This is a genomic window from Streptomyces prunicolor, from assembly GCF_045162825.1.
Lineage (GTDB): Bacteria > Actinomycetota > Actinomycetes > Streptomycetales > Streptomycetaceae > Streptomyces > Streptomyces prunicolor.
Window position 1 is genome coordinate 2,399,805 of sequence record NZ_CP108676.1, and the last position, 16,951, is coordinate 2,416,755.

A 16,951-nucleotide genomic window follows, 5' to 3' on the forward strand; every position below is an offset into this window, starting at 1 on the left:
GTCTCGGTATCGACGCCGAAGGGCGGCACCCGTGTGAGGGGTGCCGCCCTTCGGCGTCGTACGGGAAGAACTACTTGCGCATGACCTCGGGCTCGTGGCGGCGCAGGAAGCGGGCCACGAAGAAGCCGCAGATCACGCCGAGGGCGATCAGGGCGGCCATGTCCATGCCCCAGGCGCCGACGGTGTGCTCCCACAGCGGGTCGGTGGCGTCGCCGGGCTTGGGCGGGCTGATCTTGTTGAAGTCCAGCGTGGCGCCCGCGGCACCGACCGCCCAGCGCGAGGGCATCAGGTACGAAAACTGGTTGACGCCGACCGCGCCGTTCAGGGTGAACAGGCAGCCGGTGAACACGACCTGGATGATCGCGAACATGACCAGCAGGGGCATGGTCTTCTCGGCCGTCTTCACGAGTGCGGAGATGATCAGGCCGAACATCATCGCGGTGAAGCCGAGACCCATGATCGGGATGCAGAGTTCGAGCATGGTCTGGCTGCCGAGGACCAGGCCCTGCTTGGGGATCTCCCGGCTCGCGAAGCCGATGACACCGACCATCAGGCCCTGCAGCGCGGTGATCACACCGAGCACGAACACCTTCGACATCAGGTACGCCGAGCGGGAGAGGCCGGTCGCGCGCTCCCGTTCGTAGATGACCCGTTCCTTGATCAGTTCGCGGACGGAGTTGGCCGCTCCGGCGAAGCAGGCTCCGACCGCGAGGATCAGCAGGACGGTGGTGGCCGTGCCGTTCGGGATGATGGTGCCGTTCGCCCGGGCCGGGTTGGGCAGCAGGCTGTTGCCCGAGTCGATGAGCAGGCTCACCGCGCCCAGGACGGCCGGCAGGATCACCATCAGGGCCAGGAAGCCCTTGTCGGAGGCGATCACCCCGACATAGCGGCGCACCAGCGTGACGAACTGGGACATCCAGCCCTGCGGCTTCGGCGGCTTCATCGCCTGCATCGGAGGCATCTGTACGGACTGCGGCGCAATCGCGTCGATGTCGGCGGCGTACATCTGGTAGTGCTGCGAGCCCTTCCAGCGGCCCGCCCAGTCGTAGTCGCGGTAGTTCTCGAAGGCGGAGAAGACGTCGGCCCAGGTGTCGTAGCCGAAGAAGTTCAGCGCCTCCTCGGGCGGGCCGAAGTAGGCGACGCTGCCGCCCGGAGCCATCACCAACAGCTTGTCGCAGATGGCCAGTTCGGCCACGGAGTGGGTGACGACGAGGACCGTGCGGCCGTCGTCGGCGAGGCCGCGCAGCAGCTGCATGACATCGCGGTCCATGCCCGGGTCGAGGCCCGAGGTGGGCTCGTCCAGGAAGATCAGCGAGGGCTTGGTGAGGAGTTCCAGGGCGACCGAGACGCGCTTGCGCTGGCCGCCGGAGAGGGAGGTGATCTTCTTCTCTTTGTGGATGTCGAGCTTCAGCTCGCGCAGCACCTCGTCGATACGGGCCTCGCGCTCGGCGCCGGTGGTGTCGGCGGGGAAGCGCAGCTTGGCGGCGTACTTGAGGGCCTTCTTGACGGTCAGTTCCTTGTGCAGGATGTCGTCCTGCGGGACCAGACCGATGCGCTGGCGCAGCTCGGCGAACTGCTTGTAGAGGTTCCGGTTGTCGTAGAGGACGTCGCCCTGGTTGGCGGGCCGGTAGCCGGTGAGCGCCTTCAGCAGGGTCGACTTGCCGGAGCCCGACGGGCCGATGACCGCGATCAGCGACTTCTCCGGTACGCCGAAGGAGACGTCCTTCAGGATCTGCTTGCCGCCGTCGACCGTCACCGTCAAGTGCCGGGCGGAGAAGGAGACTTCACCGGTGTCGACGAACTCTTCGAGCCGGTCCCCGACCAGCCGGAACGTCGAGTGGCCGACGCCGACGATGTCGTTCGGGCCCAGCAGCGCCGAGCCGCCCTTGGTGATCGGCTGGCCGTTGACGTACGTGCCGTTGTGCGAGCCCAGGTCGCGGATCTCGAAGCGGCCGTCGGGCGTCGCGTGGAACTCGGCGTGGTGGCGCGAGACTTGGAGGTCGGAGACCACCAACTCGTTCTCCAGCGCACGGCCGATGCGCATCACGCGGCCCAGCGAGAACTGGTGGAACGTGGTCGGGCTGCGGTCGCCGTAGACCGGCGGCGCCCCCGCGCCGACACCGGGTCCCGGCTGCTGCGGAATCTGGGCGGCGGCCGACGGCGGCTGGTAGCGCTGCTGCTCAGGCGTCTGCGCCGGGGCCTGTTGCGGCGGTGCCTGCTGGGCCCAGCCGGGGCTCGCGCCCTGTGCGGCGTACGGCTGTTGCTGCGGCTGGGCCTGCGGGCTCGCCACGGAGGCCGCGGCGCCGGACAGGCTCAGCCGCGGGCCGTCGGTCGCGTTGCCCAGGTGCACGGACGAGCCGGGGCCGATCTCCATCTGATGGATGCGCTGGCCCTGCACGAACGTGCCGTTGGTGCTGCCGTGGTCGTCGATGACCCAACTCCGGCCGCTCCAGCTGATCGTGGCGTGCCGCCAGGAGACCCTGGCGTCGTCGACCACGACATCCCCCTGCGGATCACGTCCGAGGGTGTAGGGCCTGGACGCGTCGAGCGTCCAGGTCCGTCCATTCAATTCCAGTACGAGTTCCGGCACTCCATGCCCCACTGAGTAGTCCCCCGAGTTACCCCCATCACAGGGAGTCTAGGGATGGCGAACATCGTCGGGAACTATTTCAGGCTGCACCCCCTGACCGAAAGTCGGGCCTTGTGAAGACCACGTCCATACGCTTCCGTCGGTTCCGTTGACGGGGTTGAAACCGGCCCGGAGAGTGGTAATCCACGCGAGGGGGACATGCGTGGTGTCCGCACCGCGCCGCGGATCGGGGGGTCTGCCATGAGCTCAGCTACGAGTGTCAGGACGCCGAACTACGACACGAGGGTGCCCTGGGTCGACGTCCTGCTGTCCGCGATCGCCGCGGTGAGCTGGGCGCTGATAGGCATGGCGGGCACGGCCGCGCTCGGCCTGCACCTGCTGGGCGCCGACGCGACGGGCTCGCTCGGGCCCATGACCGCGGCGGTGGTCGCCCTCGGTGCGGGCGGGTCGGTCACCCCGACCGGCGACGTCTCCGCCTTCGGCCTGACCGGCGCCCAGGCGACCACGGCGGTGACGATCACGCCGTTGGGCGTGAGCCTGGTGGGAGCACTGCTTCTTTCGTACTTCTTCCTACGGTCCCTGCGGGCGGCCGGAGTTGTGATCGCCCCGGCCGAACTCCTCGCGCGCGTGGGCTCGGTGATCGCGCTCTTCGTGGCGATGCTGGGTGGGCTGGCCTGGGCCGGGCACGATGTCATCACGATCGACGGCAGCAAACTCGGCCTCGACAAACTGACGGGCGGCGGTGGAGGGAACGGCGGCGGGCTGAGCATCCCCGGCCTCGGCGACATCGGTGACATCGGCGGGCTGCTGCCGGGCAAGATCAGCGACCTGGTCAAGGCGAAGGCGGCGGTGGGCTTCACGGTCGACACGGCGCCGACGTTGCTGGGCGGCCTCGGCTGGTCGGCCGGCATCCTGCTGATCGCGCTGTTGGCCTCGCGCCGAACTCCTTTGCCGCGCGGTTGGGAGGCCGTCCATCGTGTCGTACGCCCGGCCGCGTCCGCGCTCGTGGCGGTACTGCTGGTCGCGGTGGCGGCGGGGCTCGCGGCGGCGGTGTACGCGGCGATCGGCGACGACCACCCGAAGCGAATTGCCGGCGCCGCGCTCCTTGGCGCCCCCAACGGAGTCTGGCTCGGCATCCCGATCGGCCTCTTCGTTCCCTGGGACGGCAGGGCGACGGGCGAACTGGCAAAACTCCTCCCCCATCCCCTGGACCAACTCCTCAGCGTGAAGTCCGACCAGCCGGTGACGTTGGGGCGGCTGGCCGAACTGGACAGCCGGGTATGGCTGTTGGGGGTTGCGGCGGCGCTGATGATGTTGCTGGCGGGGGTGTTGACGGCGGTGCGGACGCCCTTGGGGGCGGGGCCGGGGAGCGGCTCTGATCGTGCCGGTGCCGGTGAGCGCGGTGTTGCGGGGATTCGCGGGAGTGCTCTCGGTTTCGCCGGGCGGTGTGGTTTACGGCTTGGGGTCGTCACCGCGCTGACGTTGCCGTTGCTGGCGTGGCTGACGGATGTGTCGGTGGACGCGTCGCTGTCGGTGCTGGGGTTCGACGCGTTCGGTGCGGGGATCGAGTTGCACGGGCAGCTGGGGATGGCGTTGGTGCTCGGTGCGGTGTGGGGTGCGGGGGCGGGGTTCCTCGGGGGGTTGCTCGCGTACGCGACCGGGGCTGCGGGGCGGCAGGCTTCGCGGTTGGCACGGGGTGACTTGGGGACGGTGGGATCGGTTCCGGGGACGGGGTCGGGGACGGATTCCGGGTCCGGGTCGGATGCCTGGGCGCCGGGGCAGCCGGGGTATCCGGAACACGCGCAGCCTGCGGGGGGTGTGGGACATGCAGGGCATCCGGCGAGCGCCGGGGACCCTGGGCCCTACGTGCCCAGTTCGCCCTACCGCGCGCCGAACCCCGAGACCAACCCGTATCTGCAACTGCCCGATGAGCTACGGCAACCGGAAGACCGCAGGCCGCCGCCGAGTGGACCCTGGCCTGGTGGGAAGCCACCGGGGCAAGGGGGCGGGGCAGGGCCCAGAGGTTCGGGGTCTGAGGGTGCGGGGCCAGGTGCTTCGGGGCCTAGCGGTGCCATGCCTGGCGGTGGGGCTCGGTCCCGTGGACCGGGGTGGCCGCCGGACGCGGGCTCGGCTCAGGAGGGTGGGTGGCCACCCGGCGCACGGGCGCCGCGGGAAGGCGGTCGGCCGCCCGGCGGAGGCCCGCGGCCCGGCAGCGGCCCTCAACCTCCGGGAAACGCCGGGCAGTTCGGGGCCGGCCCAGTGCCCGGAGCCGCAGGGCCCGGTGGAGTAGGCCCGTATCCCGGAAGCTCGCAGTCGGGCGGAGCCGTCCCGCCTGACGACGGCACTCGCCCCTACGACGACCCGCAGTCGCCCGGCATCCCTTCGCCGCCCGCCGACATGTACGGCGCTCCGACCATGGCCCAGTCCTACGAACCGCCGTCCCGGTCGCCCCGGCGTCGGCCCGGGGCACGTTCGCGGGACTGGCCGGGGGACGACTCGGACGGTGGGCAACCTCCTCCTCCGCCCCCGCCCCCGCCACCACCGCCTCCGCCTCCGGGTAGGCCCAAGGGACGCCGGTGATCCACGTCGGCGCCGGGTGAGCCGGCCGTGGGCGATGTCGGAGAAGACGTGGGGCAAGAGGTAGCGGCATCCCCACGACCCGACAGCCAGACAACCCAGCAGCCCAACCCCCTGCACCCCACCCGTCCGGCCGTATCCCCGCACCCGGCGCCCCACCAATCACCTCTCGCCCAACGACCGGCCAATCCCTGATCGGCACCACACCTCCCCGCGATCACCTCAACGCGTCTCCTGACCGCCCCTCAGCCGACTCTCGACCACCCACAGCCCACTCCTGACCAGGTCACCGCCCCTTCGTGATCGCCTCGTAAGATTCGCGCCACCGACCCGACACCCACTGTTCCGTGTCCGCTAGGCGGACCTCTGCGGCATAAGGCACTCCGTGCCGGATACGGTGGGTACACCATGAGCGCTTCGCAGACCTCTGACGTCCCCACTCTCCTCGTCAAGATCTTCGGCAAGGACAGGCCGGGCATCACGGCCGGACTCTTCGACACCCTCGCCGCCTACTCCGTCGACGTGGTCGACATCGAGCAGGTCGTCACGCGTGGCCGGATGGTGCTGTGCGCGCTCGTGACGCCGCCGCCCGCCGGGCTCGAAGGGGGTCTGCGGGCCACCGTGCACAGCTGGGCCGAGTCGATGAAGATGCAGGCGGAGATCATCTCCGGCCTCGGCGACAACCGGCCGCGTGGGCTCGGGCGTTCGCTCGTGACCGTGCTCGGCCACCCCCTCACCGCGGAGTCCACCGCCGCGATCGCCGCCCGCATCACCAAGGCCGGCGGCAACATCGACCGAATCTTCCGGCTCGCCAAGTACCCCGTGACAGCAGTGGAGTTCGCGGTGTCCGGCGTGGAGACCGAGCCCCTGCGCACCGCCCTCGTGACTCACGCGGCGACGTTCGGCGTCGACATCGCCGTCGTGGCGGCGGGGCTGCACCGGCGGGCCCAGCGGCTGGTCGTCATGGACGTCGACTCCACGCTCATCCAGGACGAGGTCATCGAACTCTTCGCCGCGCACGCCGGCTGCGAGGGCGAGGTCGCCGAGGTCACCGCCGCCGCGATGCGCGGGGAGCTGGACTTCGAGCAGTCGCTGCACGCGCGCGTGGCGTTGCTGGCGGGGCTGGACGCGTCGGTCGTCGACAAGGTGCGCAGCGAGGTGCGCCTGACACCGGGCGCCCGCACCCTCATCCGTACGCTCAAGCGACTCGGCTACCAAGTCGGCGTCGTATCAGGCGGGTTCACCCAGGTCACCGACGACCTCAAGGACCGGCTCGGGCTCGACTTCGCCCAGGCCAACACCCTGGAGATCATCGACGGCAAGCTGACCGGCAAGGTCACCGGCGAGATCGTCGACCGCGCGGGCAAGGCGCGGCTGCTGCGCCGCTTCGCCGCCGAGGCGGGCGTACCGCTCGCACAGACCGTGGCGATCGGCGACGGCGCCAACGACCTGGACATGCTCAACGCGGCCGGTCTCGGTGTCGCCTTCAACGCGAAGCCGGTCGTACGGGAGGCCGCGCACACCGCGGTGAACGTGCCGTTCCTCGACACCGTGCTGTACCTGCTGGGCGTCACCCGCGAAGAGGTCGAGGCCGCGGACACGCACGACGAGGACTGATCCCGGCCTCGCACGACTTTCGGGGGCCCGGCACCGCATGGTGCCGGGCCCTTTCTTTGTCGTACGAGTCCGCAGAGCTGCGGGGCTATGGGTCTGCGGAGCTACGGGCTACGGGCTACGGGCTACGGGTCTGCAGGGTTACGGGCTACAGGTCCGCGGGGTTACTCCGACGGCGCCCAGTAGTCGTCCAGCGTGGCCACGCCCGGCTCCAGCGCCTTCCAGGAACCCGTGAAGGACAGGACGGCGAAACCGGCGGTCGCGAACCCACGGCGGTCCAGCCACTCACGGGCCTCGCCGGAACCCGCTCCCGCGCCCGGGAGGATCTCGGCCAGGCCCTGCACGCTCGGGTTGTGGCCGACGAGGATCACGTTCCGCGCGTCGTCCGGCGTCTCGTTCAGCACCGCGATCAGCTCGCCGGGCGAGGCCTCGTAGAGCCGCTCCTCGTAGACGGTTTTCGGCCGGTGCGCGAGCTCGTGGACCGCGAGCTTCCAGGTCTCCCGGGTCCGGACCGCCGTGGAGCAGAGGGCCAGATCGAAGGGGATGCCGGTGTCGGCCAGTCTACTTCCGGCCGTGGCCGCGTCCAGGCGACCGCGCTCAGCGAGCGGTCGCTCGTGATCGGTCACCTCGGGCCAGTCGGCTTTCGCATGCCGGAAGAGGACAATCCTGCGGGATTCTGCGACGCTCATGGGATCCAGCTTCGCATGAAACAGGCCATGGGGCGCAGGGAGTTGACCGGGCGGCTCCGCACGTGCACAACGGGTGCTCAGCGGGCTATGAGCTGCTGCACGCGCTCGAACAATTGGGTGATCATCGGGTCCGAGGTCGCCGCTTGCGCGTCCGTCGGGTTGAGCATCATCACGAGCAGCACGACGAACGCGAGCGCCGGCAGGGCGAGAGCCCACCACGGCAGCCTGATGTCGACGCCGCCCGTGGTCGCCGGGAGGGGCCGGGTGTGCGTTGGGGCCGACATGGGTGCCTCCGCTGGTCTCCGAGTGGTCCGCGATCCGCTTCTCGCGGTCACATCTCGAAGTTACGGAACCCGCGGCCCCCAACCCATCCGGAGATCCACCCACTTGACCCTGAGCCTCACCCCCTAGGGGATGGTGGGGACAACCCCACCATCGGCCCGCGGAGGCGCGTTCACGGGCACGTGGTCACGGGGACGCGATCGTCGCGATGATGGCGATGACGATGAAGATGGCGAAGAACGAACCGAAGACGATGAGCATCTTCCGCTGGCCGTTCTGGGGGTTCGGGTCGAGCACTGGCATACGGCAAGTCTCGCACCCACCGACGACGCCACGTCCGCCGGGGTGAGGTCAGCGGGCCGCCTCGTCCTCCACCGTGCGGTTGCGCCCCGCGAGGACGCCGACAACCATCTGCGGGACCATCAGGCCGGCCATGAGCGCGATCGGCAGCCCCCAGCCGCCGCTGTGCTGGTAGAGCACGCCGACCAGGAGCGGCCCCGGGATGGAGATCAGATACCCGGTGCTCTGCGCGAAGGCCGACAACTGGGCGACGCCCGCACCGGTCCTGGCCCGCATCCCGACCATCGTCAGGGCCAGCGGGAAGGAGCAGTTGGCGATGCCGAGCAGTACCGCCCAGGCCCAGGCGCCGCCGGCCGGCGCGAGGTACAGGCCCGCGTATCCGGCGAGGCCGCAGACGCCGAGGGCGATCACGATCGGGCCCTGCCGAGGCAGCCGGGTGGCCACGCGCGGGATGACGAAGGCCAGCGGCACGCCCATCACCATGGTGACGGCGAGCAGCAGTCCGGCGGTGCCCGCGGAGACCCCCGCGTCCCGGAAGATCTGCGCCATCCAGCCCATCGTGATGTAGGCGGCGGTGGCCTGGAGCCCGAAGAACACGGCGAGCGCCCAGGCGGTTCGGCTGCGGGTGATCCGCAGCACCGGCTGCGCCTGCTCGGCGTCCCGCGCGCGGGAGCGCTGTTCCCCGGCTGCCTCCGCTCCGGAGGGCACCTCCCGGTGTCGTACAAGAGCGATCCACGGCAGTACGGCGGCGGCGGCCAGTGCTGCCCACACGGCCAGGCCGGAGCGCCAACTGCCGCCCAGGGCATCGGTGATGGGCACGGTGACCGCGGCTGCGGAAGCCGTGCCGAGGGCCAGACCCATCGAGTAGAGGCCGGTCATGGAGCCGACCCGGTCGGGGAACCAGCGCTTGACGATCACCGGCATGAGGACGTTGCTGACCGCGATGCCCATGAGCGCGAGGGCGCTGCCGATCAGGAAGCCGACCGTGCCGCCTATGTAGGGCCGTATGAGCAGGCCCGCGGTGATGAGGACCATGCCCGCGCAGACCACCGCGGGCGGGCCGAAGCGGCGGGCGAGGCGCGGGGCCATGACGCCGAAGACGGCGAAGCACAGCGGGGGTACGGAGGTGAGCAGTCCGGCGACGCTGCCGCTCATGCCGAGCCCGTCGCGGACCTCTTCGAGGAGGGCACCGAGGCTGGTGATGGCGGGGCGGAGGTTCAGCGCGGCCAGCACGATGCCGAGGACGAGCAGACGCGTCGTCCACGCGCGCGTGGACGCTTTCTCGGGCTGCGTCCCGGTCCGCTTTCCTGTCGGCGCCGGGGAGTCGCTCGCGGCCGAGCTGTCGACGTTGCCGCTGACGTTCGTCGTGGACTTCAGTGTCCGGGTTTCCTCGCTTGCCATGCCGCCCATCATAGAATGATGGGATGATTGGTTGTCCATCCCCGGGTGGCCCGCTCCCGCCCCGCACATGCGAAGGTGTGCCATGCCCCTGAGCCACCCCCGCCGTTCGGTGCTGTCCGAGCAGGTCATCGCCTCACTGCGGAACCAGATCACCTCGGGCGAGTGGCCGGTCGGCTCCCGGATCCCGACCGAGCCGGAGCTGGTCGAGCAGCTCGGGGTCGCCCGCAACACGGTCCGCGAGGCCGTCCGCGCGCTCGCGCACAACGGCCTGCTGGACATCCGCCAGGGCTCCGGGACGTACGTCGTGGCGACGAGCGAGCTGGCCGGCGTGATGCACCGCCGCTTCGCGGACGCCGACCCCCGGCACATCGCCGAACTGCGCTCCACGCTGGAGTCGTCGGCGGCGCAGCTGGCGGCCGAGCGGCGCACCGAGAAGGACCTCAAACAGCTGGACGCCCTCCTCGTACGACGGGAAGAGGCCTGGGCATCGGGCGACACGGAGGCCTTCGTGACGGCCGACGCGACCCTGCACATGGCCGTGGTGGCGGCCTCCCACAACGACGTCATGACGGCGATGTACGCCGACCTGGGCGAGGTGCTGCGGGACTGGCTGCGCGCGGACGTCGGCGAGGCGCTGACTCCGGAGACGTACATGGACCACACGCGCCTGGTGGACGCGATCCGCACGGGTGACGGGCAGGCGGCCGCCGAGGAGGCCGCGGGCTATCCGTTCGTGTGCCGCCCGGGGAGGCTCAGCTCGCCCGCTTCTGGTGGCTGACCCACACCGCGCGGACGTCCTCCCAGCAGCGGCCGGTGAGCCGTACGGTCTGCGCCGGGCCCGCGTCGGTCGCGATGCCGTCGCTGTCGATGTCCCACCAGCGGTCGCACTCGATGTGCAGGCTGACGCGGTCGGTGCCGGGGTACGGGTTGTGGCAGTACGCGATCACCTGCGAGCCGTGGACGGCGGTGCGGCAGTCGGCGCCGAACAGCTGGGGCGCGGCCGGTTTTCGGGCCTCCACGCGCGTGTGGGGCATCGCCTCGTACGCCAGGGAGATGACGAGCGCGACGGCGACGGTCACTGAGGCCAGGCTGCGGGACAGGCGCACAAGGGAAACCTCCTCGGCAGTGCTGGGGAGGGAATCGCGTGGTGAACGCGTAATCAAGAGTGCGCAGTTGTGCCCTGCCCCCGCCCGGCCGGAGGGGCCGAACGGGTGACGCCCCGCTCCCCGCGCGGTGCGGGAAACGGGGCGTCGACGCCGTAGGAGAGGCCGGGTCGGGAGGTCAGGCTCCGATGGCGTGCAGGCCGCCGTCCACGTGGACGATCTCGCCGGTGGTCTTCGGGAACCAGTCGCTCAGGAGGGCGACGATGGCCTTGCCGGCCGGCTCCGGGTCGTTGAGGTCCCACTCCAGGGGGGAGCGGTTGTCCCACACGGAGGCCAGCTCGCTGAAGCCCGGGATGGACTTGGCGGCCATCGAGCCGAGCGGGCCCGCGGAGACGAGGTTGCAGCGGATGTTCTGCTTGCCCAGGTCGCGGGCGAGGTAGCGGCTGGTGGCCTCCAGGGCGGCCTTGGCCGGGCCCATCCAGTCATACTGCGGCCACGCGAAGGACGCGTCGAAGGTGAGGCCGACGACCGAGCCGCCGTTCTGCATCAGCGGCAGGCAGGCCATGGTCAGCGACTTCAGGGAGAACGCCGAGACGTGCATCGCCGTGGCGACCGACTCGAACGGCGTGTTCAGGAAGTTGCCGCCGAGCGCGTCCGGCGGCGCGAACCCGATGGAGTGCACGACACCGTCGAGGCCGCCCAGCTCCTCACCGACGACGTCGGCGACGCGCGCGAGGTGCTCGCTGTTCGTCACGTCGAGCTCGATGACCTTGGTGGGCTTGGGGAGCTTCTTGGCGATGCGCTCGGTCAGCGTGGGCCGCGGGAACGCGGTCAGGATGATCTCCGCGCCCTGCTCCTGGGCCTGCTTGGCGGCGTGGAAGGCGATGGAGGACTCCAGCAGCACACCGGAGATCAGGACGCGCTTGCCCTCGAGAATTCCGCTCATGGTGATCAGTGACCCATTCCCAGTCCGCCGTCTACGGGGATGACGGCTCCAGTGATGTACGAGGCGTCGTCCGAGGCCAGGAACCGCACCGTCGCGGCGACCTCCTCGGGCTGCGCGTAACGGCCGAGCGGCACCTGCTTGACGATGTTCTCGCGCTGCTCGTCGGTGAGCGCCTTGGTCATGTCGGTGTCGACGAAGCCGGGCGCGACGACGTTGAAGGTGATGTTGCGCGAGCCCAGCTCACGGGCGAGGGAACGCGCGAAGCCGACGAGGGCGGCCTTGGAGGCGGCGTAGTTCGACTGGCCGGGGCCGCCCATCAGGCCGACGACCGACGAGATCAGGACGACGCGGCCCTTCCTGGCGCGCAGCATCGCGCGGTTGGCGCGCTTGACGACGCGGAAGGTGCCGGTGAGGTTGGTGTCGATGACCGAGGTGAAGTCGTCCTCGGACATGCGCATCAGGAGCTGGTCCTTGGTGACGCCGGCGTTGGCGATCAGGACCTCGACCGGGCCGTGCTCGGCCTCGATCTCCTTGTAGGCCTGCTCCACCTGCTCGGAGTCGGTGATGTCGCACTTCACGGCCAGGCAGCCCAATTCCAGCAAGGCGGCCGGCGGCTCTCCCGAGCGGTAGGTGAAGGCGACCTTGTCGCCGGCGTCGGCGAACGCACGGGCGATGGCGAGGCCGATGCCCCGGTTGCCTCCGGTGACGAGAACCGAGCGGCTCAACGGATCACTCTTTCGATCGACGGTTATGTACCCGTCGAAACTATCTCGGCCCGGCATCGGGCGCCGAATCCGGCGTCAACAGGGGGCGAGGGTGGGTTCTGTCGGGTCTCCACAGTTCCCACCCAGTCCGTGCCCGGCTTCTCGGGTCGTACGTCACTCCATGCCGGGGGCGTGGGCGCGCAGACCTGCCGCGAGAGCCGTGTCCAGCATGCGTTTGTCGTAGGTCACCAGAGCCGTGAGATCCTCCCCCAGGCTGAGGGCGCTGGCGACATGGATCGCGTCCAGCGCGCGCAGTTGGTTGGTCAGCCCGCCAGAGACCCGACGCACCTCCGAAGTCAGCAGTACTTCACCGACCCTACGCTCCAGTTCGGCCATGGCACCGGGAACGTACCCATGAGGTCGAGCGCGCGGGTCGTCTCCACGAAGCCTTGCTGAGGAAGGCGTCGAGAGCGGTCCAGTGATTGCGCTGCGACATCCATGTTTCCAGCGCGGAGACGTCCATGTAGATCACCGGTAGTCCTCCTCGCGCTCGGCGAGAAGAGTGGCGAGCGGGTCCACGCCTTCGGGCACGTCATAGGGCGGCATGTCGTGGAGGAGAGCGGTGGTGAACTCTGCCAGTCGGATCTTGCCCTCCGCAACCAGGTGCGCGTACTTCTGCAGCGGGCTGGCCGCCGGGGTCAGATGGCGATGACGTTGCCGTGGCAGGTGACCTGCAAGGTCCCTCCTCGTCCCACTCGGGCGAAGATGGCGCTGGGGTTGGGGGAGAACTCGCGGATTGAGATGGCGCTCATAGCGACCTCTTCGATTGTGCATACATGACATTCACTGTAACCACAATCGAGATATCCGGGTCACGCCATGCCCGGCTCCTCAATCCGCTTCCTTTTCGTCCTCCACGTCCCCCAGGAGGCGCCAGGCGAGATCGGCGAGCGTCTCTCCGTCCTGGGTGGCCCAACGCGCGGTTCCCTGGTTGGAGACAGGGCGGTCTTCCCACTCGGCAAGTTCCCACATCCGCGCGATGAGGCCACTGGGCGAATAGGCAAGGCCGTCGGCTGCCCAGATGATCGGCCGCGCCCGGTTAGTGTTGGTCCACTTCGCCAAAGCGCGGCGCGGGTTCGCGTCGAGCCATGCGGCGAGGGCATCCTTCTCCGGCAGTACGTACAGAGACAGATGTAGGGGGGTGCCCTCTTCCAAGGCACCACTGTTGACGATGACATGTACCGCGTTGGGCCGACGGCGTTTGCGGGGCTTGATCTCCTCGCGCCGGTATCTGGCAGCGGCGCCTTCGGTGCCACCGCCTTCGAGGGCCGTGAGAACCGCCGCCACGAGGCCGACGGCCTCCCCGGAGTCAGCGCACACACGCTGGAGGCTCGACCGGGTCCCCACCTCGTCGTCCAGGGTTTGCACGAGCACTGGCACGGTGCGCTTCACGAGGTCGGGCACCTGACCGCGGGCCGTAGCGGCCCAGGCGAGTGAGGGGTCCGGCTCACCCATGCCGGCGTCCTGCGTGAGCAATTGCCGGAACACCAGGTGGGTGATGAGAAAGATGCCGTCGTCGATGACAGCGGCCGCACGCCCTGTGTACTGCTCGCGTTCAGCGCGCAACGCAGTGCGTACGGAACGCAGGACGTTTACGGCGTTCCAGGTCTCGTACACGTTGGGCACGGATCGGAAGAGCGGGTCGTAGATACCGCTGCTGCCCCTCTCCCACAACACGTCGGTGGACTCGGCTGCGACGAGTCGGGCCGCGAACCGGCTGCCGACGTGGGCACAAGCCAACGCGCACGCGGCTTCCACGACCGAGCAGCCCTCGTTGTCCTGCGGTTCGAGTTCGCTGCGACGCACGCTATACACCAGGCCGAGCTCGGCGCGGAACTCCTCGATGAGGACCGCCTGGACGGGATCGAGGGCGATGCGGTCGCGTTCAGTGATGTGGTTCTGCCGGTTGGTAGCCTGCGTGGTCCGATCGGCGAACTCGGTGTCGCCACCGGTGACGATGAACCGGACGGTGACCTGGGCGAGTTCGGCATCTTCCGCCTGCTGGGCGGCATCGATGACGGAGCGTACGGTCTGCGCGCCGTTCACGACACTAGCGCCGTGCGCGACGAGCCGGACAGGGGAACGTTCAGGCACTCTCTGCGACCCCGGCACCGCGTCCAGAGACTCGCACAGGACGGTGATCCCGTTGTTGAAGTACCAGAAGTGGGACGGCTCGTCGGTGAGGGTGTCCACCAACTCTTTATTGATAGGCGTCAGCCCGAGCGGGTTGCGGATGTTGCGAACGAACAGTTCGTTACCGTGGTCTGCCCAGCGCGCGACTTCCTCGGCCTGCATCACACCCTCGTACGACAGGTAGGGCGACGGCACGCTGAACCAGGGCTGGAGCGTCGCCTCCAGGGTGACGGGCTCGCTGCGCTGATCCTGTCTGACGAGAGCGTGGATCTGCGGAGCATGAAGGAAGTGGTGGCCGACGTAGTCACCGTGGGAGTTGAACTCCCGTTCGCCGTTGGCGATGACCTGCCGTACACCCGGGGAGGGCGGCTCGGTCCCCATGAGGACGATCACCTGCGTGACCTTGGGGGCCTTCGCGCCGATGAGGTCGTGTGCCTTCTTGGCCAGAATCTGACCGCGGGGGTTGAACTGTGCAGCCTCTCCGGAGTCGATGAGCCTCAGTCCGGCGAACAGCTTATGGACGGCCGTCTCGTCGGCCTTCGCTGATCCGGTCAGGCTCCATTTGGCCTGAACGAGGTAGATCTGCTCCTTGCCCTCGTCGATGGCGATGGCATCGATCCCCTGGTCCTGGCCACCATCGATGACACAGTCAGCCGCCTGTTCGGGGGCCCACCCTGTCATGATGCGCACCGCGTGCGCCGCGAGGGCTCGCGAGCGGAAGGCGGGCGTGGTCTGCTCCGGCGGCCGGTTGCCGAAGTCACTCATGTCGATGAGACCGGTGTACGTCTCGTCGAAGGCGCGGGCGACCTGGCGGACCTGGGTGGGGACGTCGGGCTGCTGGGGGGCGGAATTCATACGGATGTGGTTCCTGTTCGGCCGGCTGCGAGCGGTGGGAACGAGGTCTACAGAGATCAACGCAGGGAGTCCACAACCGCCTGGAAGCTCTTCTGGGCATCGCCGAGATGGTCCACGATCGACTTCGCGATGTCACGCGGGTTGCCGAAGTCGTCGAGCTCACTGGAGGGATCGGCGTTCAGGAGGAGGCTGGCCTTGGGGTCATCCAGCACCTGCCGCACGTCGTAACGCTTAAATCGTCGCGATTTCGTGCGCACTGAGAGGCCGTCCACGCCGGACCGATATCCCTGCAGAAACTCCGCGAAGTCCTCCTCTGTAACCCGATTGTCCGTGTCCGTGTGATGGCGATCTCGAGCGTCGTAGACCCACAGTTCACGGGTCGCGGCCTCGCCGGACGGCCTAGGGGCGGACTTCGTGAAGAACAGGATGTTCGACTTGGAGCCGGTGTCGTAGAACATTCCGGTCGGGAGCCGCAGCAGGGCGTGTACGTCGCAGTTGTTCAGCAGCGCCCGGCGGATCGTAGCCGCTGCGCCTCCGTGGAACAGCACGCCGTCGGGGACGAAGACAGCGGCCCTGGCGCCCTGGGGCAGGGTGATGGCGATGTGCTGGAGAAAGTTGGCGGGGAGGATCGCGTTCGGCGCCCAGAAGTCGTCGCGCCGTTCGGTGTCGGCAGGGACATCGCTCTTGAACGGCGGATTGCAGATGGCGACGGTCGCGGCTACATCCCGCTCGTGGCGCCGCACCACGTGCTCGCGTGCCTTGAGGGAGTCTGCGCGCAGGATCGGCGGTACATCGTGGAACGGGCGCCCTGTGTTGAGCAGCACGTTCATCGTGGCAAGGCGACACATCTGGACGTCGATATCGGCGCCCGCTATGGCCGAGGCGTCGATGCGCTCCCCGTGCGCGGCCATCTCTCGGTGCGCGGCAATGAGGCTGGTGCCGATACCGACGGCCGCGTCGACGACCTTGTCGCCCGGAGTCAGGGCAAGCGCCTTGGCGACGACTGCGAGCAGCGGGGGTGGGGTGAGGAACTGGCCGGTGTCCCGCTTGGTCCGCAGGTCGTCCCGGCAGTCGGCCAGCAACTGCGCGAAGGCACCGCCGAGTTCGTCTCTCGGTACGTTCGACCAGCGGTACGGGTTGAACTCTTCGGTGATCAGCCGCCCGAGTTCCGCCATCCGGTCCTCGTTCCACGGCTGGGCGTCCTGGAACACAACGCTCGCAGTTGCGCGCCGCGGGTCCGTCGGGTTGGGCCTGCCCAGCTCGTCCATCAGCTGGCCGAGGGTCTTGTGCAGTGCGTCGCCGCTGGCGTCCACGAGCCGGGGCCACGCGCCCACGGGCGCAACCGCGGGACGTGCGAACGCCCCAGTGCGCTGGGCGCGTTCGTGGTCGAGCTTGAGGAAGAGCAGGTACGCGATGTGCTCGGTGAACTCAATCCGCCGCAGCGCCTTGCCCGTGATCTTCTGCTCACGGAACCGATTCCAGCGCTTGAGTATCCGATCCCCTGTCCAGCGGTCCTCCGGCCCTCTCGCCGCTATGTCGTCCCGCTCTGTCGCCATGTGTGGGCCCCACCCGTCGTCGTACGTCCCTGTGCGAGCGGATACGCCGACGACGGCATGCGGTGACGCCGCGCCGGAACGACCCAGGGGCCGGGCGATCTACTCCCGTTCATCGTAACGGCGCGGGGCGGGGATTCGCTG

14 protein-coding genes are annotated in these 16,951 nt (G+C 69.2%); 3 read left to right on the top strand and 11 right to left on the bottom strand.

Annotated elements, in window-relative coordinates; translation table 11 throughout:
* Positions 1-70: 70 nt before the first annotated feature.
* Positions 71-2,590 carry an FHA domain-containing protein gene (locus OG588_RS10760; RefSeq protein WP_405947078.1) on the bottom strand — a complete coding sequence of 840 codons (2,520 nt, stop codon included), beginning with the start codon at positions 2,588-2,590 and terminating at the stop codon, positions 71-73.
* A gap of 240 nt (positions 2,591-2,830) precedes the next feature.
* Between OG588_RS10760 and OG588_RS10765 the strand changes: the two genes are divergently transcribed.
* Positions 2,831-5,170 carry a streptophobe family protein gene (locus OG588_RS10765; protein WP_405947079.1) on the top strand — a complete coding sequence of 780 codons (2,340 nt, stop codon included), beginning with the start codon at positions 2,831-2,833 and terminating at the stop codon, positions 5,168-5,170.
* A gap of 405 nt (positions 5,171-5,575) precedes the next feature.
* The gene (gene serB / locus OG588_RS10770) at positions 5,576-6,784 is read left to right on the top strand and encodes a phosphoserine phosphatase SerB (RefSeq protein WP_405947080.1); all 1,209 of its coding nucleotides are present in this window, start codon (positions 5,576-5,578) and stop codon (positions 6,782-6,784) included.
* A gap of 161 nt (positions 6,785-6,945) precedes the next feature.
* Here the strand turns inward: serB and OG588_RS10775 are convergent, their stop codons facing one another.
* From OG588_RS10775 to OG588_RS10790, 4 genes are all read right to left on the bottom strand, one after another.
* On the bottom strand, positions 6,946-7,470 hold the full coding sequence (locus OG588_RS10775) for a histidine phosphatase family protein (RefSeq protein WP_266875288.1): 525 nt from the start codon (positions 7,468-7,470) through the stop codon (positions 6,946-6,948).
* 77 nt (positions 7,471-7,547) lie between these two features.
* Positions 7,548-7,754 (bottom strand): hypothetical protein, encoded by a 207-nt coding sequence (locus OG588_RS10780; RefSeq protein WP_405947081.1) that lies wholly within the window; start codon positions 7,752-7,754, stop codon positions 7,548-7,550.
* Positions 7,755-7,938: 184 nt separating this feature from the next.
* A complete protein-coding gene (locus OG588_RS10785; protein ID WP_019060691.1) occupies positions 7,939-8,055 on the bottom strand; it encodes an SGM_5486 family transporter-associated protein in 117 nt (38 codons plus the stop codon).
* Positions 8,056-8,103: 48 nt separating this feature from the next.
* Positions 8,104-9,453 carry a CynX/NimT family MFS transporter gene (locus tag OG588_RS10790; protein ID WP_405947082.1) on the bottom strand — a complete coding sequence of 450 codons (1,350 nt, stop codon included), beginning with the start codon at positions 9,451-9,453 and terminating at the stop codon, positions 8,104-8,106.
* Positions 9,454-9,535: 82 nt separating this feature from the next.
* Between OG588_RS10790 and OG588_RS10795 the strand changes: the two genes are divergently transcribed.
* Positions 9,536-10,231, top strand: coding sequence for a FadR/GntR family transcriptional regulator (locus OG588_RS10795; RefSeq protein WP_405947083.1), 696 nt, complete (start codon positions 9,536-9,538; stop codon positions 10,229-10,231).
* Here the strand turns inward: OG588_RS10795 and OG588_RS10800 are convergent.
* From OG588_RS10800 to OG588_RS10825, 6 genes are all read right to left on the bottom strand, one after another.
* A complete protein-coding gene (locus tag OG588_RS10800; protein ID WP_019060688.1) occupies positions 10,206-10,559 on the bottom strand; it encodes a hypothetical protein in 354 nt (117 codons plus the stop codon). The genes OG588_RS10795 and OG588_RS10800 overlap by 26 nt on opposite strands.
* A 175-nt stretch (positions 10,560-10,734) precedes the next feature.
* Entirely contained in the window at positions 10,735-11,502 is a 768-nt protein-coding gene (fabI, locus tag OG588_RS10805) for an enoyl-ACP reductase FabI (protein WP_019060687.1), read from the bottom strand.
* A 5-nt stretch (positions 11,503-11,507) separates the two neighbouring features.
* Entirely contained in the window at positions 11,508-12,227 is a 720-nt protein-coding gene (gene fabG, locus OG588_RS10810) for a 3-oxoacyl-[acyl-carrier-protein] reductase (RefSeq protein ID WP_405947084.1), read from the bottom strand.
* A 153-nt stretch (positions 12,228-12,380) separates the two neighbouring features.
* Positions 12,381-12,602, bottom strand: a complete 222-nt coding sequence (locus tag OG588_RS10815; RefSeq protein ID WP_405947085.1) for a hypothetical protein — start codon at positions 12,600-12,602, stop codon at positions 12,381-12,383.
* Positions 12,603-13,097: 495 nt separating this feature from the next.
* On the bottom strand, positions 13,098-15,254 hold the full coding sequence (locus OG588_RS10820; RefSeq protein ID WP_405947086.1) for an AIPR family protein: 2,157 nt from the start codon (positions 15,252-15,254) through the stop codon (positions 13,098-13,100).
* A gap of 56 nt (positions 15,255-15,310) precedes the next feature.
* A complete protein-coding gene (locus OG588_RS10825; protein WP_405947087.1) occupies positions 15,311-16,810 on the bottom strand; it encodes an N-6 DNA methylase in 1,500 nt (499 codons plus the stop codon).
* Between the last annotated feature and the right edge of the window lie 141 nt (positions 16,811-16,951).

Bases quoted from the DNA above. Each gene is read 5' to 3' on its own strand.
- OG588_RS10820 (WP_405947086.1), bottom strand. From the start codon at position 15,254: ATGAATTCCGCCCCCCAGCAGCCCGACGTCCCCACCCAGGTCCGCCAG.
- serB (WP_405947080.1), top strand. From the start codon at position 5,576: ATGAGCGCTTCGCAGACCTCTGACGTCCCCACTCTCCTCGTCAAGATC.
- OG588_RS10780 (WP_405947081.1), bottom strand. From the start codon at position 7,754: ATGTCGGCCCCAACGCACACCCGGCCCCTCCCGGCGACCACGGGCGGC.
- fabI (WP_019060687.1), bottom strand. From the start codon at position 11,502: ATGAGCGGAATTCTCGAGGGCAAGCGCGTCCTGATCTCCGGTGTGCTG.
- OG588_RS10785 (WP_019060691.1), bottom strand. From the start codon at position 8,055: ATGCCAGTGCTCGACCCGAACCCCCAGAACGGCCAGCGGAAGATGCTC.
- OG588_RS10790 (WP_405947082.1), bottom strand. From the start codon at position 9,453: ATGGCAAGCGAGGAAACCCGGACACTGAAGTCCACGACGAACGTCAGC.
- OG588_RS10775 (WP_266875288.1), bottom strand. From the start codon at position 7,470: ATGAGCGTCGCAGAATCCCGCAGGATTGTCCTCTTCCGGCATGCGAAA.
- OG588_RS10825 (WP_405947087.1), bottom strand. From the start codon at position 16,810: ATGGCGACAGAGCGGGACGACATAGCGGCGAGAGGGCCGGAGGACCGC.
- OG588_RS10795 (WP_405947083.1), top strand. From the start codon at position 9,536: ATGCCCCTGAGCCACCCCCGCCGTTCGGTGCTGTCCGAGCAGGTCATC.
- OG588_RS10815 (WP_405947085.1), bottom strand. From the start codon at position 12,602: ATGGCCGAACTGGAGCGTAGGGTCGGTGAAGTACTGCTGACTTCGGAG.
- OG588_RS10765 (WP_405947079.1), top strand. From the start codon at position 2,831: ATGAGCTCAGCTACGAGTGTCAGGACGCCGAACTACGACACGAGGGTG.